The organism is Flavihumibacter stibioxidans, assembly GCF_014332695.1.
Lineage (GTDB): Bacteria > Bacteroidota > Bacteroidia > Chitinophagales > Chitinophagaceae > Flavihumibacter > Flavihumibacter stibioxidans.
Genome location: NZ_MBUA01000001.1, coordinates 1,490,804 through 1,506,944, shown reverse-complemented (window position 1 = coordinate 1,506,944; position 16,141 = coordinate 1,490,804). Strand labels below are relative to the sequence as shown.

The 16,141-nt window shown below is 50.1% G+C and carries 14 protein-coding genes and 1 tRNA gene; 8 read left to right on the top strand and 7 right to left on the bottom strand.

All coding sequences use genetic code 11. The features are described from left to right. Position 1 precedes the first annotated feature (1 nt). On the top strand, positions 2 to 634 hold the full coding sequence (locus tag BC349_RS06415; RefSeq protein ID WP_187255883.1) for a polysaccharide deacetylase family protein: 633 nt from the start codon (positions 2 to 4) through the stop codon (positions 632 to 634). Between the two features lie 141 nt (positions 635 to 775). On the opposite strand, the gene BC349_RS06410 is transcribed toward BC349_RS06415, so the two are convergent. Further along, positions 776 to 1,675 (bottom strand): hypothetical protein, encoded by a 900-nt coding sequence (locus BC349_RS06410; protein WP_187255882.1) that lies wholly within the window; start codon positions 1,673 to 1,675, stop codon positions 776 to 778. 97 nt (positions 1,676 to 1,772) lie between these two features. Between BC349_RS06410 and BC349_RS06405 the strand changes: the two genes are divergently transcribed. From BC349_RS06405 to BC349_RS06390, 4 genes are all read left to right on the top strand, one after another. Next, complete coding sequence (locus BC349_RS06405) at positions 1,773 to 2,546, top strand: TatD family hydrolase (protein ID WP_187255881.1); 774 nt, start codon at positions 1,773 to 1,775, stop codon at positions 2,544 to 2,546. Between the two features lie 17 nt (positions 2,547 to 2,563). Further along, on the top strand, positions 2,564 to 3,739 hold the full coding sequence (locus BC349_RS06400) for an asparaginase (protein WP_222840087.1): 1,176 nt from the start codon (positions 2,564 to 2,566) through the stop codon (positions 3,737 to 3,739). A 92-nt stretch (positions 3,740 to 3,831) separates the two neighbouring features. Further along, positions 3,832 to 3,919: transfer RNA gene (locus BC349_RS06395), tRNA-Ser, on the top strand. A 309-nt stretch (positions 3,920 to 4,228) separates the two neighbouring features. Continuing rightward, complete coding sequence (locus tag BC349_RS06390) at positions 4,229 to 6,661, top strand: TonB-dependent receptor (RefSeq protein WP_187255880.1); 2,433 nt, start codon at positions 4,229 to 4,231, stop codon at positions 6,659 to 6,661. 115 nt (positions 6,662 to 6,776) lie between these two features. Here the strand turns inward: BC349_RS06390 and BC349_RS06385 are convergent, their stop codons facing one another. From BC349_RS06385 to BC349_RS06375, 3 genes are all read right to left on the bottom strand, one after another. Continuing rightward, positions 6,777 to 7,322 carry a LytR/AlgR family response regulator transcription factor gene (locus BC349_RS06385; protein ID WP_187255879.1) on the bottom strand — a complete coding sequence of 182 codons (546 nt, stop codon included), beginning with the start codon at positions 7,320 to 7,322 and terminating at the stop codon, positions 6,777 to 6,779. A 180-nt stretch (positions 7,323 to 7,502) separates the two neighbouring features. Continuing rightward, complete coding sequence (locus BC349_RS06380; protein ID WP_187255878.1) at positions 7,503 to 7,802, bottom strand: BACON domain-containing protein; 300 nt, start codon at positions 7,800 to 7,802, stop codon at positions 7,503 to 7,505. A 125-nt stretch (positions 7,803 to 7,927) separates the two neighbouring features. Further along, a complete protein-coding gene (locus BC349_RS06375; RefSeq protein ID WP_187255877.1) occupies positions 7,928 to 8,824 on the bottom strand; it encodes an AraC family transcriptional regulator in 897 nt (298 codons plus the stop codon). 144 nt (positions 8,825 to 8,968) lie between these two features. On the opposite strand from BC349_RS06375, the gene BC349_RS06370 reads away from it, so the two are divergent. After that, the gene (locus BC349_RS06370; RefSeq protein ID WP_187255876.1) at positions 8,969 to 10,444 is read left to right on the top strand and encodes a xylulokinase; all 1,476 of its coding nucleotides are present in this window, start codon (positions 8,969 to 8,971) and stop codon (positions 10,442 to 10,444) included. Positions 10,445 to 10,488: 44 nt separating this feature from the next. Further along, positions 10,489 to 11,802, top strand: a complete 1,314-nt coding sequence (gene xylA / locus BC349_RS06365) for a xylose isomerase (RefSeq protein ID WP_187255875.1) — start codon at positions 10,489 to 10,491, stop codon at positions 11,800 to 11,802. Between the two features lie 86 nt (positions 11,803 to 11,888). On the opposite strand, the gene BC349_RS06360 is transcribed toward xylA, so the two are convergent. Next, entirely contained in the window at positions 11,889 to 12,356 is a 468-nt protein-coding gene (locus BC349_RS06360) for a DUF983 domain-containing protein (protein ID WP_187255874.1), read from the bottom strand. Positions 12,357 to 12,447: 91 nt separating this feature from the next. Between BC349_RS06360 and BC349_RS06355 the strand changes: the two genes are divergently transcribed. Further along, on the top strand, positions 12,448 to 13,245 hold the full coding sequence (locus tag BC349_RS06355) for a CHAD domain-containing protein (RefSeq protein WP_187255873.1): 798 nt from the start codon (positions 12,448 to 12,450) through the stop codon (positions 13,243 to 13,245). Here the strand turns inward: BC349_RS06355 and BC349_RS06350 are convergent. Together BC349_RS06350 and BC349_RS06345 are read right to left on the bottom strand one after the other, a co-directional pair. Continuing rightward, the gene (locus BC349_RS06350) at positions 13,192 to 14,487 is read right to left on the bottom strand and encodes a UDP-N-acetylmuramoyl-tripeptide--D-alanyl-D-alanine ligase (RefSeq protein ID WP_187255872.1); all 1,296 of its coding nucleotides are present in this window, start codon (positions 14,485 to 14,487) and stop codon (positions 13,192 to 13,194) included. The genes BC349_RS06355 and BC349_RS06350 overlap by 54 nt on opposite strands. Before the next feature lie 77 nt (positions 14,488 to 14,564). Beyond that, entirely contained in the window at positions 14,565 to 16,136 is a 1,572-nt protein-coding gene (locus BC349_RS06345) for an SUMF1/EgtB/PvdO family nonheme iron enzyme (protein ID WP_246456797.1), read from the bottom strand. Positions 16,137 to 16,141: the final 5 nt, after the last annotated feature.

Genomic DNA, 16,141 nt, shown 5'->3' with positions numbered 1-16,141 from the left:
TATGTATTATTGGTCGACGGCAAATAAATTGTTGCGGGTACTGTATCCCAACTGGCATTGGCAGGTGAAGACAAAGGAGAAAAAAATCTACCTAAGTTTTGATGACGGGCCGCATCCTGACATCACGCCCTGGGTCCTGCAGCAATTAAAGCAATACGATGCAAAGGCGACATTCTTTTGTATCGGGAAAAATGTGGCTGCATACCCAGCTGTGTATGAACAGATTCTTGCCGGCGGACATACAACAGGCAATCACACCATGCACCACCTGAATGGCTGGAGATCGGCCACAGCGGCATACTTCAGCGATATCCTCGAAGCCGGGAAATATATCGACAGCAAACTGTTCAGGCCCCCTTATGGAAAGCTCACCCGGTTCCAGGGAAGGGCCTTGCGTGAGGCCGGTTATGAACTGGTTATGTGGACCATCCTGAGCGGTGATTTTGACCTCAAATTAACACCTGAAAAATGCTGGGAAATGGTGCAGGAAAATGCCGGGAAAGGAGCCATCATTGTGTTCCATGATTCTGAGAAAGCATGGGATCGTCTGAGCTATTCCCTGCCCCTGGTGCTTGAAAAATTTTCCCACATGGGATACACATTTGAGTCCCTTAATATGGATAGTTTCAAATAAAACAGGGGGAAATAAATGGGGAAATCTCTAATATGAAAAATTGGTGACTTCTGTAAAAAAAGTTGGGCCTGGGTAGAAACCCTGGCCCGTTTTTAATCCGTACCCTATGAAAACTGATTTAAAGGTAAAATATTTTTTTAATTACTTCAAAGTAATTTCTCTGGAAACCCCATTTACCGTGAGTGTTGCCTTATTGTCGCAATCGCCTGTGCCAAAGTCAATAATTCCCTCGGGGCCATCGTTGCGCTGAATGGCTTGTTTACCCTTCACGATCCAGCGGCAGTTGAAGCGTTTTACGAGGGGCTCCACATTAGTGCTGGTCCAGGTTCCGGTGCGGTCACCGATGGTCACCGTGCCGCTGCCATTTCCAACGATGGTGAAAACGTCGTCGGAAGCCAGCCAGGGTGTACCCCAGCCATCTGTCTGGGTAATGGTACGGGTGCGGTTCCAGGTCCAGGTATTACCATTCGGCCTCGTAAGCTTGCCATTGGTAACTTTGGTCTCAAAGGTGAACTGGGTGGATGTGCTCTTGTTTTCCACCCGGTGCTGTCCTTCTACCTTAATACCATTTACGGAATAGCCTTCAAAGCTGGTTTCTGCCACAGATCCGGGCCTGATCAACGGGCCGGTGTAAACCGTAATGATCTTTCCCATCCGTATGCGGCCATCGCGACCGGTACAGCCTGTGGTGCCAAAATCGATGGTCACTTTCAGCGGGAAGGTGTCCGGTGCGGCGAGGAAATCGAAGTTCAGGGTAAAGCAGGTGGATTGCAATGTGCCGGGCTGGTCGGACTGGTTGGCCTGGAATTCGCCTGTGCCGCCGATTCCAACGGTGGCATTTACACCCATCACGTTGTTAAATACATCATCGAAGATGATTTCGCCTTCTGCTTCGGATTCAGCGGAGGCGGTGGTCATTGCTACCTGCTCGGCTGAAACGATGGTCTTTTCATCATTGTTTTTGCTACAGGAGGCCAGGAACAGTCCTGTGCCAATCAGTAAGGCGGCTGCCATGCGGCCAAATGATACTGTCATTTTCATAAGTAATAATTTGTGGTGGTCAATTTTATTGTGTGGATATGACCGGGTTGCATCCAAAACGTTTAAAATAGTTTTAAATTTTATTGAACTTTGTTAAATGATCCTCATCGATACCCATTGCCATTTATACGTGGAAGAATTCCGGAACGACATTGCAGAAGTACTCGAAAAAGCCCGTGGGGCGGGCGTTAAGCGGTTTTATCTGCCGGCTATTGACAGTTCGGAACACGAAGCCATGTTGTCCCTGGAAGCTGCTTATCCGGGTGAATGCCTGTCTATGATGGGACTGCATCCCTGTTATGTGAAGGAGAATTACGAAGAAGAATTACGACTGGTGGAAGACTGGCTGGCAAAAAGAAAATTTGCGGCGGTAGGGGAGATTGGACTTGATTTTTACTGGGACCGCACTTATGAGGTACAGCAGTATGAAGTATTCCGCCGGCAGATTGAACTGGCCAAACATTATCGCCTGCCCATCGCCATTCATTCACGCAATTCCACCCAGGAATGCATCAATGAAGTAAAGGCTGCGCAGGATGGTAACCTGAGGGGTGTGTTTCATTGTTTCAGCGGCAGTTATGAACTGGCCCGTGAGGTGGTGAAAACCGGACTCTACCTGGGCATCGGCGGGGTGGTCACTTACAAGAATGCAGGCCTGCCGGCCGTGCTGGAAAAGCTGGGCCTGGAAAATATTGTGCTGGAAACCGACGCGCCCTACCTGACCCCGGTTCCCTTCCGGGGTAAGCGGAACGAAAGCAGTTACCTGGTATATGTGGTGGAGAAACTGGCGGAGATCTACAAGGTCTCGCCGGAAGAAGTGGCTGCCGTCACCACTGCCAATGCGGAAAAACTTTTTGCCGCTGCCTCCTGAACAAATTAACACACTGTATGAGAAAAGCCAGCCGCAAGTCGCGCCCCACCATAAAATCCTCTCCAGACCAGGAAGGGACTCTTCATCACAGGTCTGCTGCCACAAGCAAATCTGCTGCCACAACCAAATCTGCTGCCACCGGCAAATCTGCTGCCAACCGCAGGACTGCCATTCCCCGCATCCTGATCATTTACACCGGCGGAACGGTGGGAATGGTAATGGATGCCGCCACAGGGGCACTGAAACCAATCGGGTTCAAAGAGATCCGCGACAATATCCCCGAGATCGTGAAACTTGGTTACGAGGTGGAAGTGCATGCATTCAACCCGCCGATGGATTCCTCCAATATGCATCCCGATGTGTGGGTGGAACTGGCGGGGATCATTGAAAAGAATTACGAGGCGTATGATGGGTTTGTGATCCTGCACGGTTCGGATACCATGGCTTTTACGGCATCGGCCCTGAGTTTCCTGCTGGAGAACCTGTCCAAGCCCGTGATTTTAACAGGCTCGCAATTGCCCATTGGGGAGATCAGGACCGACGCGAAGGAGAACATCATCACGGCCCTGGAAATAGCTGCGGCGCGCAAGGGGGGGAAGGCCCTGGTACCCGAGGTATGTATTTATTTCGATTACCAGTTATTCCGGGGAAACCGGTCCAAGAAATATAACGCAGAGAAATTTGAGGCTTTTTATTCCATGAATTACCCGCCCCTGGCCGAAGCGGGGATTACCATCAAATACCAGCGGCAGTTCATCTTAAAGCATCCGGAAGCGGGCCTGAAAGTCCACCGCAGGATGGACCCCTCGGTGGGGGTATTAAAGGTATTTCCGGGAATTACGCCGGCCACGGTGGAAGCGGTGTTGGGTACCCCGGGCATCCGCGCAGTGATCCTGGAAACCTTTGGCAGCGGCAATGCCACCACGGTGCCTTGGTTCCTGGCGGCTTTGCGGGCTGCGATCAAAAGAGGGGTGCTGGTCATCGACATTACGCAGTGTGACGGCGGGGCGGTGGAACTGGGCCGCTATGAGACCAGTATTGACCTGAAGGAGATGGGTGTGGTGAGTGGGCACGACATGACTTTCGAAGCCACCCTGGCCAAGCTGATGTTCCTGCTGGCGCAGAAGCATTCGCGGGTGCGGCTGAAGGAATTATTGGAAACTTCCCTGCGTGGGGAGTTGACGATTGGTTGAGATTCCCCTATATTTGCGTCCCGTTTGAGAAGATCCACCCGTCGGGTGGCACCCGACGGGTGATCCGCTCGCCGGGTCGGGTGAAAAAAACTGGAGAGATGTCCGAGTGGTTGAAGGAGCACGCCTGGAAAGTGTGTATACCTCTAAAGGGTATCGCGGGTTCGAATCCCGCTCTCTCCGCCTCCTGTCGCAACAGCGACCTTTGCCAGCCAACGTGTTAAGCGTTGGCTGGCTTTTTTCTGTCACTGAACATTTTTCGGGACGTTGCGGGAGTACATGTTTCGTAAACCACCTCAAAACTATTTACCTGTAAAAAAGCTGAACAGTAATGGGTGTTGACCTGATTTTATGTCGAAAATCAGATGATTATTCGACATGAGCGACTCCGATAAAAACTACCGTTTAATGAACTTACAGTATTGCCACCACCTGGTATCGATTTGAAATAATTTACCGTCACCGATTGATTGGTTAGCTTTAAAGGGCAACATGAATAAGAAAATATTTTTGGTGACAGGCTTCCTGGTTACCATCTTACTGTTAAGGATAAACGCTTTTTCCCAGGCTGCCACCACGCCATCCGTAAAGGGCAGGGTCGTTGACGCCATTTCTTTATCCCCCCTGTCACATGCCAGCATCAGGATAATAAAACCCGATGGAAACAAACTGGTGAATGGTGGTCTGTCAAATGATTCGGGATACTTTTCCGTACAACTGCCAACAGGAAAATATTTCGCTGAGATTGAGTTCATGGGTTACACTAAGTTCCGGTCAAAGGAATTCAGCCTGGCCACCACAGGAACGGTCCATGACCTGGGAACCATCTCCCTGCAACCCATATCCGGCATACTGGATGAGGTCATTGTCCAGGCGGAAAAAAGCTCCATGCAGCTTTCGCTGGATAAGAAAGTATTCAACGTGGGAAAGGACCTTGCGAACGCAGGGGGAACCGCTTCGGATATCCTCACCAATATTCCCTCCGTTTCCGTAGATGCCGAGGGCGGCGTAAAACTGCGAGGCAGCGATAATGTAAGGATACTGATCGATGGGAAACCATCCGGAATGGTGAGCATCAAGGGCGGCAGTGGCTTGCAGCAATTGCAGGCGAGCATGGTGGAACGGGTGGAGATCATCACCAATCCATCTGCCCGTTATGAGGCCGAAGGCATGGCCGGCATCATCAATATCGTACTTAAAAAGGAAACCAAACAGGGATTCAATGGAACGGTGGAACTGGTGACGGGAACTCCCACCAACCTGGGAGCTGCCTTCAACCTGAACTACCGCCACCGGAAAATCAATTTCTTCCTTAACTATGGCATTGCCTATCGCAAACAACCCTACCGGGGATCACAATACCAGGAAGTGTATGGCACAGATACGGTTTCGATTTTAAAGCAAACCAATAACGGAACCTTCACCGGGTTTAACAATAATATCCGGGGCGGGCTGGATTATTATTTCACAGAAAAAAGCATCTTAACTGCCTCCTACCTTAATCGAAGGAGCAAGGGTAACCGCCTGACCAACATCCGTTATGAAGATTACCTGAACAGCCTGTCTGATCTGAAAGGCATCAGTTTGCGCACACAGGATGAAGATGAGACTGAGCCCAACTCGGAATACAGTTTGAATTTTAAACAGACGCTTCCCGGCAAGGGACATGAACTGGTGGCAGAACTGAAATACCTGAATTATTGGGAAAATTCCGACCAGCTATTTACGCAAAGATTTTTCCAGCCCAACGGAACGGAGAATGCCGGCAAGGCGCTCCTGGAGAAATCGCTGAACGATGAGTATGAGGACCAATGGTTATTCCAGGTGGACTATACCAAGCCGATAGCGGCCGAAGGAAAGTTTGAAACCGGCTTCAGGAGCAGCTTTCGGGATATGGTCAATGACTACCTCGTAACGCGCCAGGGTTCCGGCGGCAGTTTTGAACCGGTACCGGGACTGGATAATATCTTTGATTACAATGAAAACATACTGGCAGCATACGGCATACTCGGCAACAAGACAAAGCGGTTGTCCTACCAGGGTGGATTAAGGGCTGAGTGGACCGATGTAACCACCACCTTGAGGAAAACGGCCGAGGTGAACCCTAGAAAGTATATGAATGTTTTCCCGAGCGCGCATTTAAGTGTTGATCTGGAAAAGGAGAACGCGATCCAGTTCAGTTACAGCAGAAGGGTCCGGAGACCTTTTTACAATGATTTGAGTCCCTATGTTACCTTTTCCGACAGCCGGAATTTTTTCAGTGGCAATCCCGACCTGGACCCTGAATATTCCAACCTCATGGAACTGGGGCATTTGAAAACATTCGACAAAGGAAGTTTCACTTCGGCTATCTATTACCGTAATACGAAGGATAAAATAGACCGGATCCGCACGGTGGATGCGGAAGGCAATGCCATCACGAAGCCGCAGAACCTGCAATCGGAAAATGCTATGGGACTTGAGTTCACGGGTGGGTATAATCCCAGGCAATGGTGGAAGATGGACCTCAACCTGAATTTCTTTTATTCCGATATCGATGGTACCAACCTGCTACCGGATTTCAGGGCATCCACCTATAGCTGGTTTGCCCGCCAGACTTCCAGGTTTATCCTGCCACGCAACCTGGATATACAGGTAAGGACAAATTACGAAGCACCGCAGAAAACAGTGCAGGGCAGGAGGAAGGGAATGTTCTTTGCGGATATTTCCTTTAGTAAGGATATACTGAAAGAAAGGGGGACCATCAACCTGAATATCATGGATGTTTTTAATTCCCGCCGCACCCGTACAGTCAACAGGGGCGATAACTTTTACACCGAGGGGGATTTTCAGTTCAGGCGGCGTCAGCTCAACCTGAGCTTCAGTTACCGCATACGGCAGACCAAGCAGGCCGCTAAAGCAAGGAAAACAGAATTGCCGGAATAGTGTTTCCTGAGCTCTGGTGACTATGATACTCAGATTTATCTAATGCGGGCGGTTCTTTGTAACCGTCTCTTTTACTTTAAATCGATTAATTTAGGATGAGGTTCGCTTGTACGGCTTACAGTAGGAGCCTGTTTTTTATTTGATCCAGAAACCCTGCTTTATATGTCTTACTCAATGGAATACGTTCCGACCTGTTTTTTAGTAAGATAGCATTGTTCTCCACGTGCGCTATTTTATAGGAGTCGATAATATAGGATTTATGAATTCGAATAAATCGGCTGGAACGCAATCTTTGCTCAAAGTCCCTTAGGGATGAATATACCATTGTTTTACTATGCCCTCTATGAATAGCAATATAATTGCTGCGTGCTTCAACAAAATCAATGTCAGCCAAACTTATCCGGATTAACTTACCCTTGTGTTCTGTTTTCACAAAAATGTAATCATCTGATATGTCAATGTTTTTAATTTCAGTTCTTTCTTTGCTTTTGATCCTATTTATGGCTTTCACAAATCGGCTAAAAGCAATCGGCTTCATTAAATAGTCTACTGCATCAAGATCATAACTGGTTACTGCGAATTCTGAAAATGCTGTACAAAATATGACCTGTACGGTTGAGCCCAGAATTTTTATAACTTCAATCCCGACTGGAAATTCCAATGAAGCTGACCACCTTATTCCGTAGCAAACTGACCACTAATTGTTACTATCACTTTAGTGTTGAAAAAGTTACTATATTTTATGTTGGTCTTTAATAATATCCATCATCATGGCCCGGTTTTGTGCATCAAGTGTGATGAGATTGACGCGGTAAAGTAGTGGTTGTTTTTGCCCCGGAAACTAATGCTCAGTTTGGAGCGGAAAATAGTGATCAGGTTGCGCGGAATTTCCAGTTATTGTCACCTTTGCATTTCCTTTGCCTGTATTCCTGTCCAGGTTGACCCAGCCTGTGGCCTCTGCCGGTACCGTAATTTTCCAGTCTGTATTGGAACTGATCTCCAGCTCCCTGCTGCCACCATCGGTTAAAACCTGTATACTGGTACTGGTCATGGTTAGTGTCGGTATAAAAACCGGATCCTTTTTACAGGACGAAATAAAGAGGATGAGGGCCAGGCCCAGCATGGAGGTGAGTTGCTTCATAAAATCGGTATTTATCGTATAAAATTATCATGGCAAAGGTGGAAATAGTATGCCTCAGATTTATACAATGCAATACCTGAAAGCCGGAGTCAGTAATAATACTTACACCGGCTTTCCGCTGCCGGTCAACTGTATATTTTGCCGCTGAACTCCAGGCCGCTGGCCTGTGCCTCTGCAGATGCGGAAAACACCTTGCGGTACTGGCTGGGTTGCATGCTCCTGACTTTCAGGAATTGCTTGTTGAAGTTTGCCAGTGTATTGTAGCCGTTTTCATATGCAATCTCAGAAATGCTTTTCTGCGTATCGATCAGTTGCTGGCAGGCCTTGCCGATCCGCACTTCATTCAGGAATTCGATATAGGTTTTTTTGGTGCTCTTGCGGAAATAATTGCAGAATGCAGGTACACTCATGCCCGCATAGGACGCGATCTCGTCCAGGGTAATATTCTGCGCATAATGGTCAATGGTATACTGGAATATGAGGTCAATCCTGGCCTGTTGTTTCACTTGCAGGGCGCCCATTTCATGGGTGGACAATTCCTCGTATTCTTTTGCGGAGGCAATGCACTGAAGGCATTGCCATAACAGGATGATGCGGTTAAAACCGTTGGTAAATTCCAGCTCACGAAGGAGCGGGGTGATTTTTTCAATGGTACTGCCTTTCAGTTTTAATCCGACCGATGCATGCCCAAACAACCTGTTTATGTCCCTGCTCTCGGGCATTTCCAACAACTGGTCGCCCCAGCAGTTCGGCAGGAATTGTATGACCATGGCACTGGTGACCAGGTCAGGATCAGCTTTCTGGAAAGTATGCGGCAGGTTGCTGCCAAGGAAATAGATGTCGCCGGTGGCAAATTCACCCACATGATTGCCCACAAAGGCATTACCTTCCCCTTCAGTAAAAAGTATCAGCTCCAACTCCGGATGCTGGTGCCAGGGCACTTCAAAATGGGGCGTACGGTAGGAGCGGGCCACAAAAGAATGGTCGCGCCCGGTTGGCAGTTTTTCAATCAGTGGTTTCATATTGCAACAATCTTAACCCGTAAAGGAGATCAAAATAAGAATTATTATTAAAATAGTTTTATAAATAAACAAAAAAGTGATAAGAATCTTCTTATCTGCTGGTTAATTTAGATTCCTGAAAGCATACCATTCAACGATTTTGCCATGTTACTCCTCGGAATAGATATCGGTACTTCCTCTATCAAGGTTTCCGTAGTGGATGCCGCCACGCAGCAATGCCTCGCCACAGTGCAATATCCCGATAAGGAAACCCCTATCAGTTCACCGCAACCCGGCTGGGCAGAGCAGTCTCCCGAACTATGGTGGCAGCATGTGCAGGACGCCATCAAAAAAGCGAACGCAACAAAAGCATATGACCCCGCAGAGGTAGGCGCCATCGGCATTGCCTACCAGATGCACGGACTGGTGGTAACCGACCGGGACTATATGGTGCTGCGGCCATCGATCATCTGGTGCGACAGCAGGGCCGTGCCTTACGGTGAGGCTGCCAATGAGGCCCTGGGGGTGGACTACTGCCTGCAGCACCTGCTTAATTCACCGGGAAACTTTACCGCTTCCAAGCTGGCCTGGGTCAAAGAAAATGAACCGGCAGTATATGCCCGCATAGCACATGTGATGCTTCCGGGAGATTATATCGCATTTCGGTTGACCGGCACCGTTACTACTACGGCATCGGGATTATCGGAAGGTGTATTCTGGGATTTTACCCGCAATGAACTGAGCGGTGATGTGCTGGATTATTTCGGATTTGACCGAGGGTTTTTCAATAAGCTCCAGGATGTTTTCTCTGTACATGGCCGGCTGGACAGGCAAATTGCCGAAAACCTGTCGCTTCGTGTGGGCATTCCCGTTAGTTACAAAGCCGGCGATCAGCCCAACAATGCCCTTAGCCTGGGTGTGACGGAACCCGGAGAAGTGGCAGCCACGGCGGGAACTTCCGGCGTAATTTATGCTGTCAGCGATAAACCCGGTTTTGATCCGCAATCGAGGGTCAACAGTTTTGCGCACGTCAACCATACCAAAGACCAGACGCGAACCGGTGTGCTGTTGTGCATCAACGGCACGGGCATTTTATACAACTGGGCCAAACAGCAAATAGGAGGCGGCGCCGGTTATGAGCAGCTCAATGAACTGGCGGCCACGGTATCACCCGGCAGCGATGGGGTTACCGTATTGCCCTTTGGAAACGGGGCGGAACGCATGCTGGGAAACCGTTCCACCGGGGTACAATTCAGCGGAATAGACCTGAACCATCACAGGCAGGCGCACCTGTTCCGCGCACTGCAGGAAGGCATCGCTTTCGCGTTCCGTTACGGACTCGATATCATGCGCAGCAATGGCCTGGAGCCGCTGTCTATCCGTGCAGGCCGCGCCAACCTCTTCCAGAGTGAGATCTTCCTGCAATCCTTTGTGTCCGCAACAGGCGTGCCCGTAACGCTATATCCTTCCGATGGCAGTGTGGGCGCGGCTTTGGGGGCAGGCATAGGAGCGGGATATTATAAGGATGTGAAGGACGCTTTCAGTTTGCAGCAGGCCATCCGCACTTTAACACCAGACGAATGCCCATCCCTCGAAGAGGCCTACCAGGGCTGGCTGCAACAACTGAACAAACAACTCTAAACCGACATCAAACCTAAAACTTCAAACCTAAAACAATCGTAAGCATGGCAAACGAATATTTCAAAAACATTGGTCCCATTCAATATGAGGGACCCCAAACCGATAACCCGCTTGCTTTCCGCTGGTACAACGAAAACCACGTAGTGGCCGGCAAGACCATGAAGGAACACCTGCGTTTCGCCTGCGCCTACTGGCATTCTTTCTGTGGCAACGGTGGTGATCCCTTTGGTGAACCCACCCATATCTTCGGATGGAATGAGATCGCTGACCCGGTTGATCGTGCAAAAGCCAAAATGGACGCCGCTTTTGAATTCATGAACAAACTGAACATGCCTTTTTATTGTTTCCACGATGTGGATGTGGTGGATTTTACCAATGATGTGGCCGACAACGAACGCCGCCTGCAGGCCATCACCGCCTATGCGAAACAATACCAGCAATCCACCGGTATTCAGTTGCTCTGGGGTACTGCCAACCTCTTTTCCAACCGCCGATATATGAACGGAGCCGCCACCAATCCTGATTTCCAGGTGCTGGCTCATGCAGGCGCGCAGGTGAAAGCGGCACTGGATGCCACCATCGAACTGGGTGGACAGAACTATGTGTTCTGGGGTGGCCGTGAGGGTTATATGAGCTTACTGAATACCGACATGAAGCGCGAGAAAGAGCATATGGCGCGTTTCCTGCATATGGCGAAGGACTATGCCCGCAAGAACGGGTTCAAGGGTAAGTTCTTCATCGAACCCAAACCCTGCGAGCCCTCCAAGCACCAGTATGATTACGATTCCGAGACCGTGATCGGTTTCCTGCGCCAGTTCGACCTGCTGAACGATTTCTCCCTGAACATCGAAGTGAACCATGCCACACTGGCCGGACATACCTTCCAGCACGAACTGCAGGTGGCTGCAGACGCGGGTATCCTGGGCAGCATCGATGCCAACCGCGGCGATTACCAGAATGGGTGGGATACCGACCAGTTCCCCAATAACATCAATGAATTGTCAGAAGCCATGCTGGTGATCCTGGAAGCCGGTGGATTCGGTGGCGGCGGCATCAACTTCGATGCCAAGATCCGGCGCAATTCCACCGACCCCGAAGACCTGTTCCACGCGCATATCGGCGGCATGGATACCTTCGCCCGTGCCCTGATCGTGGCCGATGCGGTATTACAGCAGTCCGACTACAAAGCGTTCAGGCAAGACCGCTATGCATCCTTTGACAGCGGAAAAGGAAAGGAATTTGAAGAAGGCCGGCTGGGTCTTGAAGACCTGCGCGCCCTGGCTATTGAAGGGGGGGAACCTGCGGTAAGAAGCGGCCGCCAGGAGTACCTGGAAAACCTCATCAATCGTTTTATCTGATACCGGCAATTCATTCGCCGGATCAACGGCAGCCTGCCTGTGGAAACAGTCGCGGGCGGCAAAAATCAGCCACAAAAAAAGGGGGCCTACCAGCCCCCTTTATGTTCGTTTACGATTCTTTCCAGTGTGGACTTATCGATTTCTTTTTCTTTCCAGCGGGGTTCAAATTTCACGAACCAGCTCAGCCATATAGAGCGGGATAACCGCATGAATACCGGCTGCAGCACAATCATCAACACGGCATTGAGAATGCCCCAGTATAATACACGAAGGTCACCATCTTCCAGGGAAAATCCGATCAGCACCCACCAGGCAATAAAAGTGGCCACTGAGAACGCCACCGTCAGTGCATAACTCACATAGGCTGTTCCATAATAAAAACCAACCTCGATTTCTGTGGGTTGCCCGCAAACGGGGCATTGGTCGTTCATCTTTAGTATCTTTCCGAAAGCATAAGGATTGGAAGCTTCAAAAATCCTGCCCTCCCGGCAGCGGGGGCAACGATTGGTGAGTACGGCTCCCAGGTAGCTGGGAAGTTTTTTATGTTCAGACATTAATCAACTGATTTTGAACAAAATTACCATAAACATGCCGGAATAAAATGTGATCATTATCACCCCGCATGGTCTGTTAAAATTGAGTAATATGTCGCAGGTACATTCACCATCAAGGTGGGCTGCTGCCGCTATTGCAGAACTGGAGAAGATGCGCATCACCATGCAAACTGATCCAGGGGAAGAAATCATTCACCAGTTCAGGGTGCTCTATAAAAAGACCAGGGCCCTGTACCGGATGGCCGGAATGATGAGTACCGGCAAGGCATTCCGCCTGAAGAAAGCCTGGAAACAGGTGTACCAGGGCGCAGGCACGGTAAGGGATACCCAGCTGCTGCATAAACTGGTAATAACCCAGATGGGAGAGGGGCCCCTGGCAGTTCTGCTCCGCTCGCAACTGGCGACACACCAGGATTCTTTCAACGCCATCCTCCAGCAATCAGACCCGGGTAAGGAACATTTTGACCAATGGAAGAAAGCAGATGACTACGACGGATATTTCCGTACGATATCTGCAGAACTGCGTACGTACTACCGTCAACCCTTATACGATGAGGAATTACATGTCATCAGGAAACTGCTGAAAGATATTCTGTATAACCAGGCCTGGGTCACCAAAATGGGACAGTCGCAAACAGTGTTTATTTCACAGTTACCTATAACCGAAATCGATTCCCTTCAGAAATTGCTGGGGGATTACCAGGATAATGTGGTGCAATCTGCCATAGTGCGCCGGCTGGCAGTTCTTCCGGCGGTGAGGCAGGAGGCAGCCAGGCTTGAAGCCTGGATCAGCGGAAGTTTCCGTAACCAGGTGGACTTGCGCAGCCAGGCCGAATCAGCCCTGGAGAACTTTTTCCATCTGCATGCTCCTCGAGCCCTTGACCAGTAAATGGGTATCCAGGAACCCCTGTTGTTTCAGCCAGTCGCGCGCGGCAAGGCTGTTCTCCAGTTGTATATAGGGGTGTTCAATTTTTGCGAAATCGCCCCCCACCAGTACCACGGCTTTCCAGGGGTATTGGCCAATCAGTGCTACAATCCCCCTGTGTTCATCCAGGCTTTCCTTACCCAGTTCGGCCATGGCTCCGAGCATCAGCACTTTCTGGCGGGCAGGCAGCCTGGCGAAATTTTCAATAGCCGCCCGCATGCTGCTGGGGTTGGCATTATACGCGTCCAGCACAATGTGGTTGCCGTCTTTCTCCACCAGTTGAGAGCGGCTGTTTTCCGGCGCATAGGCTTCGATGGCGGACCGTATGAGTTGCTCATTCACCCCGAAGCATTTTCCGACAGCCACTGCCGCCAGCACATTGGGCAGGTTGTAATCGCCCACCAGCTGGGTATGGATGATGCCGGTATCGGCTCCCCTGTTCAGTTTTACATGCAGGAAGGCTTCTGTCCCGGTGCTGCCCGAAGCAATGGCTTCGCCGACTATATCGCCTTCCTTCGTGCCATAGCGGATCACGGTTTCGATGCCCTGTGACATCCTGCGCAGGTATTCATCATCCCACATTACAAATGCAGTGGCCTCGTGTGCCCGGAGCCAGTCAAACAGCTCCCCTTTGCCCTTGCGAACACCTTCCACGCCGCCAAAGCCCTCGAGGTGGGCCTTGCCCAGGTTGGTGATCAGCCCGTGCGTCGGCTCCGTGTATTTGCAATAACCTTCAATTTCTTTCTGGTGGTTGGCACCCATTTCAATAACGGCCATCTGCGCATCGGGTCTCACTTTTAAGAGGGTCAGCGGGATGCCGATATGATTGTTCAGGTTGCCTTCGGTTGTGTATGTCCGGTAGGTAGTGGAGAGCACCGCGTGTACCAGTTCCTTGGTGGTTGTTTTTCCATTACTTCCGGTGATGGCGATAAAGGGAATACTGAACTGGCGGCGGTGGTGCAGGGCCAGTTGCTGCAGTGCGCTGAGCACATCATCAACCAGCAGGGTGCGATCCCCCGTAACATAAGCAGCTTCATCAATCACCGCATAGGACGCACCTGCATCCAGTGCCGATTGGGCAAAGGCATTTCCATTGAAATTATCACCTTTCAGTGCAAAGAAAATATCACCCTGCTTCAACTTGCGGGTATCAGTCTGTACGGAAGGGTGGGCAAGGTAAATCTGGTAGAGTTCGGCGGTAGTCATAGGGCAAATATAATGAGGACCAGGTACCAAAGAAAAAGCCACCTCATGGGTGGCTTTTTCAAGGCTATCTTTTCCGCTTATCTTTTCTTGCGGGTATTTTGTCTTCTTTGCTTGTAGTTGATACCGGTCTTGCGGCCGTTACCTTCCGGACTTCCTACGCGGTCCATCGCGCAACGGAAACCTACAGTGCTGCTGGCCTGGTCTTCTTCAAGGAAGCGGCGGGTGCCGGGGCTCAGCCAGTAGGCGCGGTCGTTCCAGCTACCACCCTTGATCACGCGGCTCTTGTCGCTGATCAGGGTAGTTACACCGTAACCATAAGTTACACCCTGCAGCAGTGAGTCACCATCGAGGTAGTTGATCACATCGGCTTTCTGGTAGTTGCGGCGGTTCTTGCTTTCATCGTCGGTCATCATACGGTATTTGATGCGGCCCAGGCTATCCCTTTCAGGCTTTCCGGAAGTGCGGTCAACAGTCTCGTATTTGTTACCACGGTATGGAGATACATCATCAAAGTCGTTCAGTGAAAGCGGACGGTATACATCACCGGTCCATTCGTTCACGTTACCACTCATATTGTAGATGCCGAAACCATTAGGGAAGAAGGATTGAACTGGTGCAGTGTAAACGGCACGGTCGTTCAGGCCACCGGCAACACCCATGTTATCGCCTGATCCGCGCTTGAAGTTGGCCAGGAAAGTTCCCTGCCAGCTGCCCTTGCGGGTATCGCGCAAACCATTAACGTTATTGCTCCAGGAATAAACCTGCTTGTTGGTTACCAGTTCCTCACCACGCTTGCCTTCTTTTTTAGACGGCATGGGGTTCTGGTTCACATAACCCAGTGCTGCATATTCCCACTCTGCTTCTGTCGGCAGGCGGTAGGCAGGCAACAGGATACCATCTTCGAAAGTAACCTGGGTACGGGGGGTACCATTCGGGTTCTTCAATGTATTCTTCTTTGACTTGGCGGCTTTACCGGGGGTAGCCTGGAATTCGCCGGTCAGGTATGATTTTGTATTGAAATTCTCTTCAGCGATACCGCTGATGTTCTTCAGGCTCTTATCGTTAATGAAACCTCTTTTGATCAGTTCCAGCTCATTCACCCGGTCTGTTCTCCAGAGACAGAAGTCATTGGCCTGCTTCCAGGTTACACCCACCACAGGATAATAGTTATAGGAAGGGTGACGGAAATAATATTCTACGAGTGGCTCATTGTAAGCCAGCTCGCTGCGCCATACCAGCGTATCGGGCAGAGCGCCGTTGCGGATGGCTTCATGCTCATCGCCATCAAATACGGTATTGATCCAGTAGAGATACTCGCGGTAGTGAACGTTGGCCACCTCAGTCTGGTCGATATAGAATGAGTTTACGGTAACACGGCGGGGAACGTTGTTCCAGTCGCCCATTACATCTTCTTCAGTTGCACCCATGGTAAAGGTACCACCCTGAACAAATACAAGTCCGGGACCGGTCCTTTGCTCTTTTTCTTTGGAAACCTGGTAACCACCCTGGTTTTTGTCGTTATAATTCCAACCGGTTACGTCGGATTTCTCGGATTTTTTGCCGAAGAGCTTCCCGTTCTTACAGGATGCCACCATAACGGCGCAGGATACTAGGATCGTGAGGTTTTTCCAGTTCATATTGATAGCCATTTAAG

Coding starts and splice junctions, on each gene's coding strand:
- BC349_RS06350 (WP_187255872.1), bottom strand. CDS start 14,487: ATGACTACCGCCGAACTCTACCAGATTTACCTTGCCCACCCTTCCGTA.
- BC349_RS06405 (WP_187255881.1), top strand. CDS start 1,773: ATGATCCTCATCGATACCCATTGCCATTTATACGTGGAAGAATTCCGG.
- BC349_RS06400 (WP_222840087.1), top strand. CDS start 2,564: ATGAGAAAAGCCAGCCGCAAGTCGCGCCCCACCATAAAATCCTCTCCA.
- BC349_RS06355 (WP_187255873.1), top strand. CDS start 12,448: ATGTCGCAGGTACATTCACCATCAAGGTGGGCTGCTGCCGCTATTGCA.
- BC349_RS06390 (WP_187255880.1), top strand. CDS start 4,229: ATGAATAAGAAAATATTTTTGGTGACAGGCTTCCTGGTTACCATCTTA.
- xylA (WP_187255875.1), top strand. CDS start 10,489: ATGGCAAACGAATATTTCAAAAACATTGGTCCCATTCAATATGAGGGA.
- BC349_RS06370 (WP_187255876.1), top strand. CDS start 8,969: ATGTTACTCCTCGGAATAGATATCGGTACTTCCTCTATCAAGGTTTCC.
- BC349_RS06410 (WP_187255882.1), bottom strand. CDS start 1,675: ATGAAAATGACAGTATCATTTGGCCGCATGGCAGCCGCCTTACTGATT.
- BC349_RS06360 (WP_187255874.1), bottom strand. CDS start 12,356: ATGTCTGAACATAAAAAACTTCCCAGCTACCTGGGAGCCGTACTCACC.
- BC349_RS06380 (WP_187255878.1), bottom strand. CDS start 7,802: ATGAAGCAACTCACCTCCATGCTGGGCCTGGCCCTCATCCTCTTTATT.
- BC349_RS06415 (WP_187255883.1), top strand. CDS start 2: ATGTATTATTGGTCGACGGCAAATAAATTGTTGCGGGTACTGTATCCC.
- BC349_RS06345 (WP_246456797.1), bottom strand. CDS start 16,136: ATGGCTATCAATATGAACTGGAAAAACCTCACGATCCTAGTATCCTGC.
- BC349_RS06375 (WP_187255877.1), bottom strand. CDS start 8,824: ATGAAACCACTGATTGAAAAACTGCCAACCGGGCGCGACCATTCTTTT.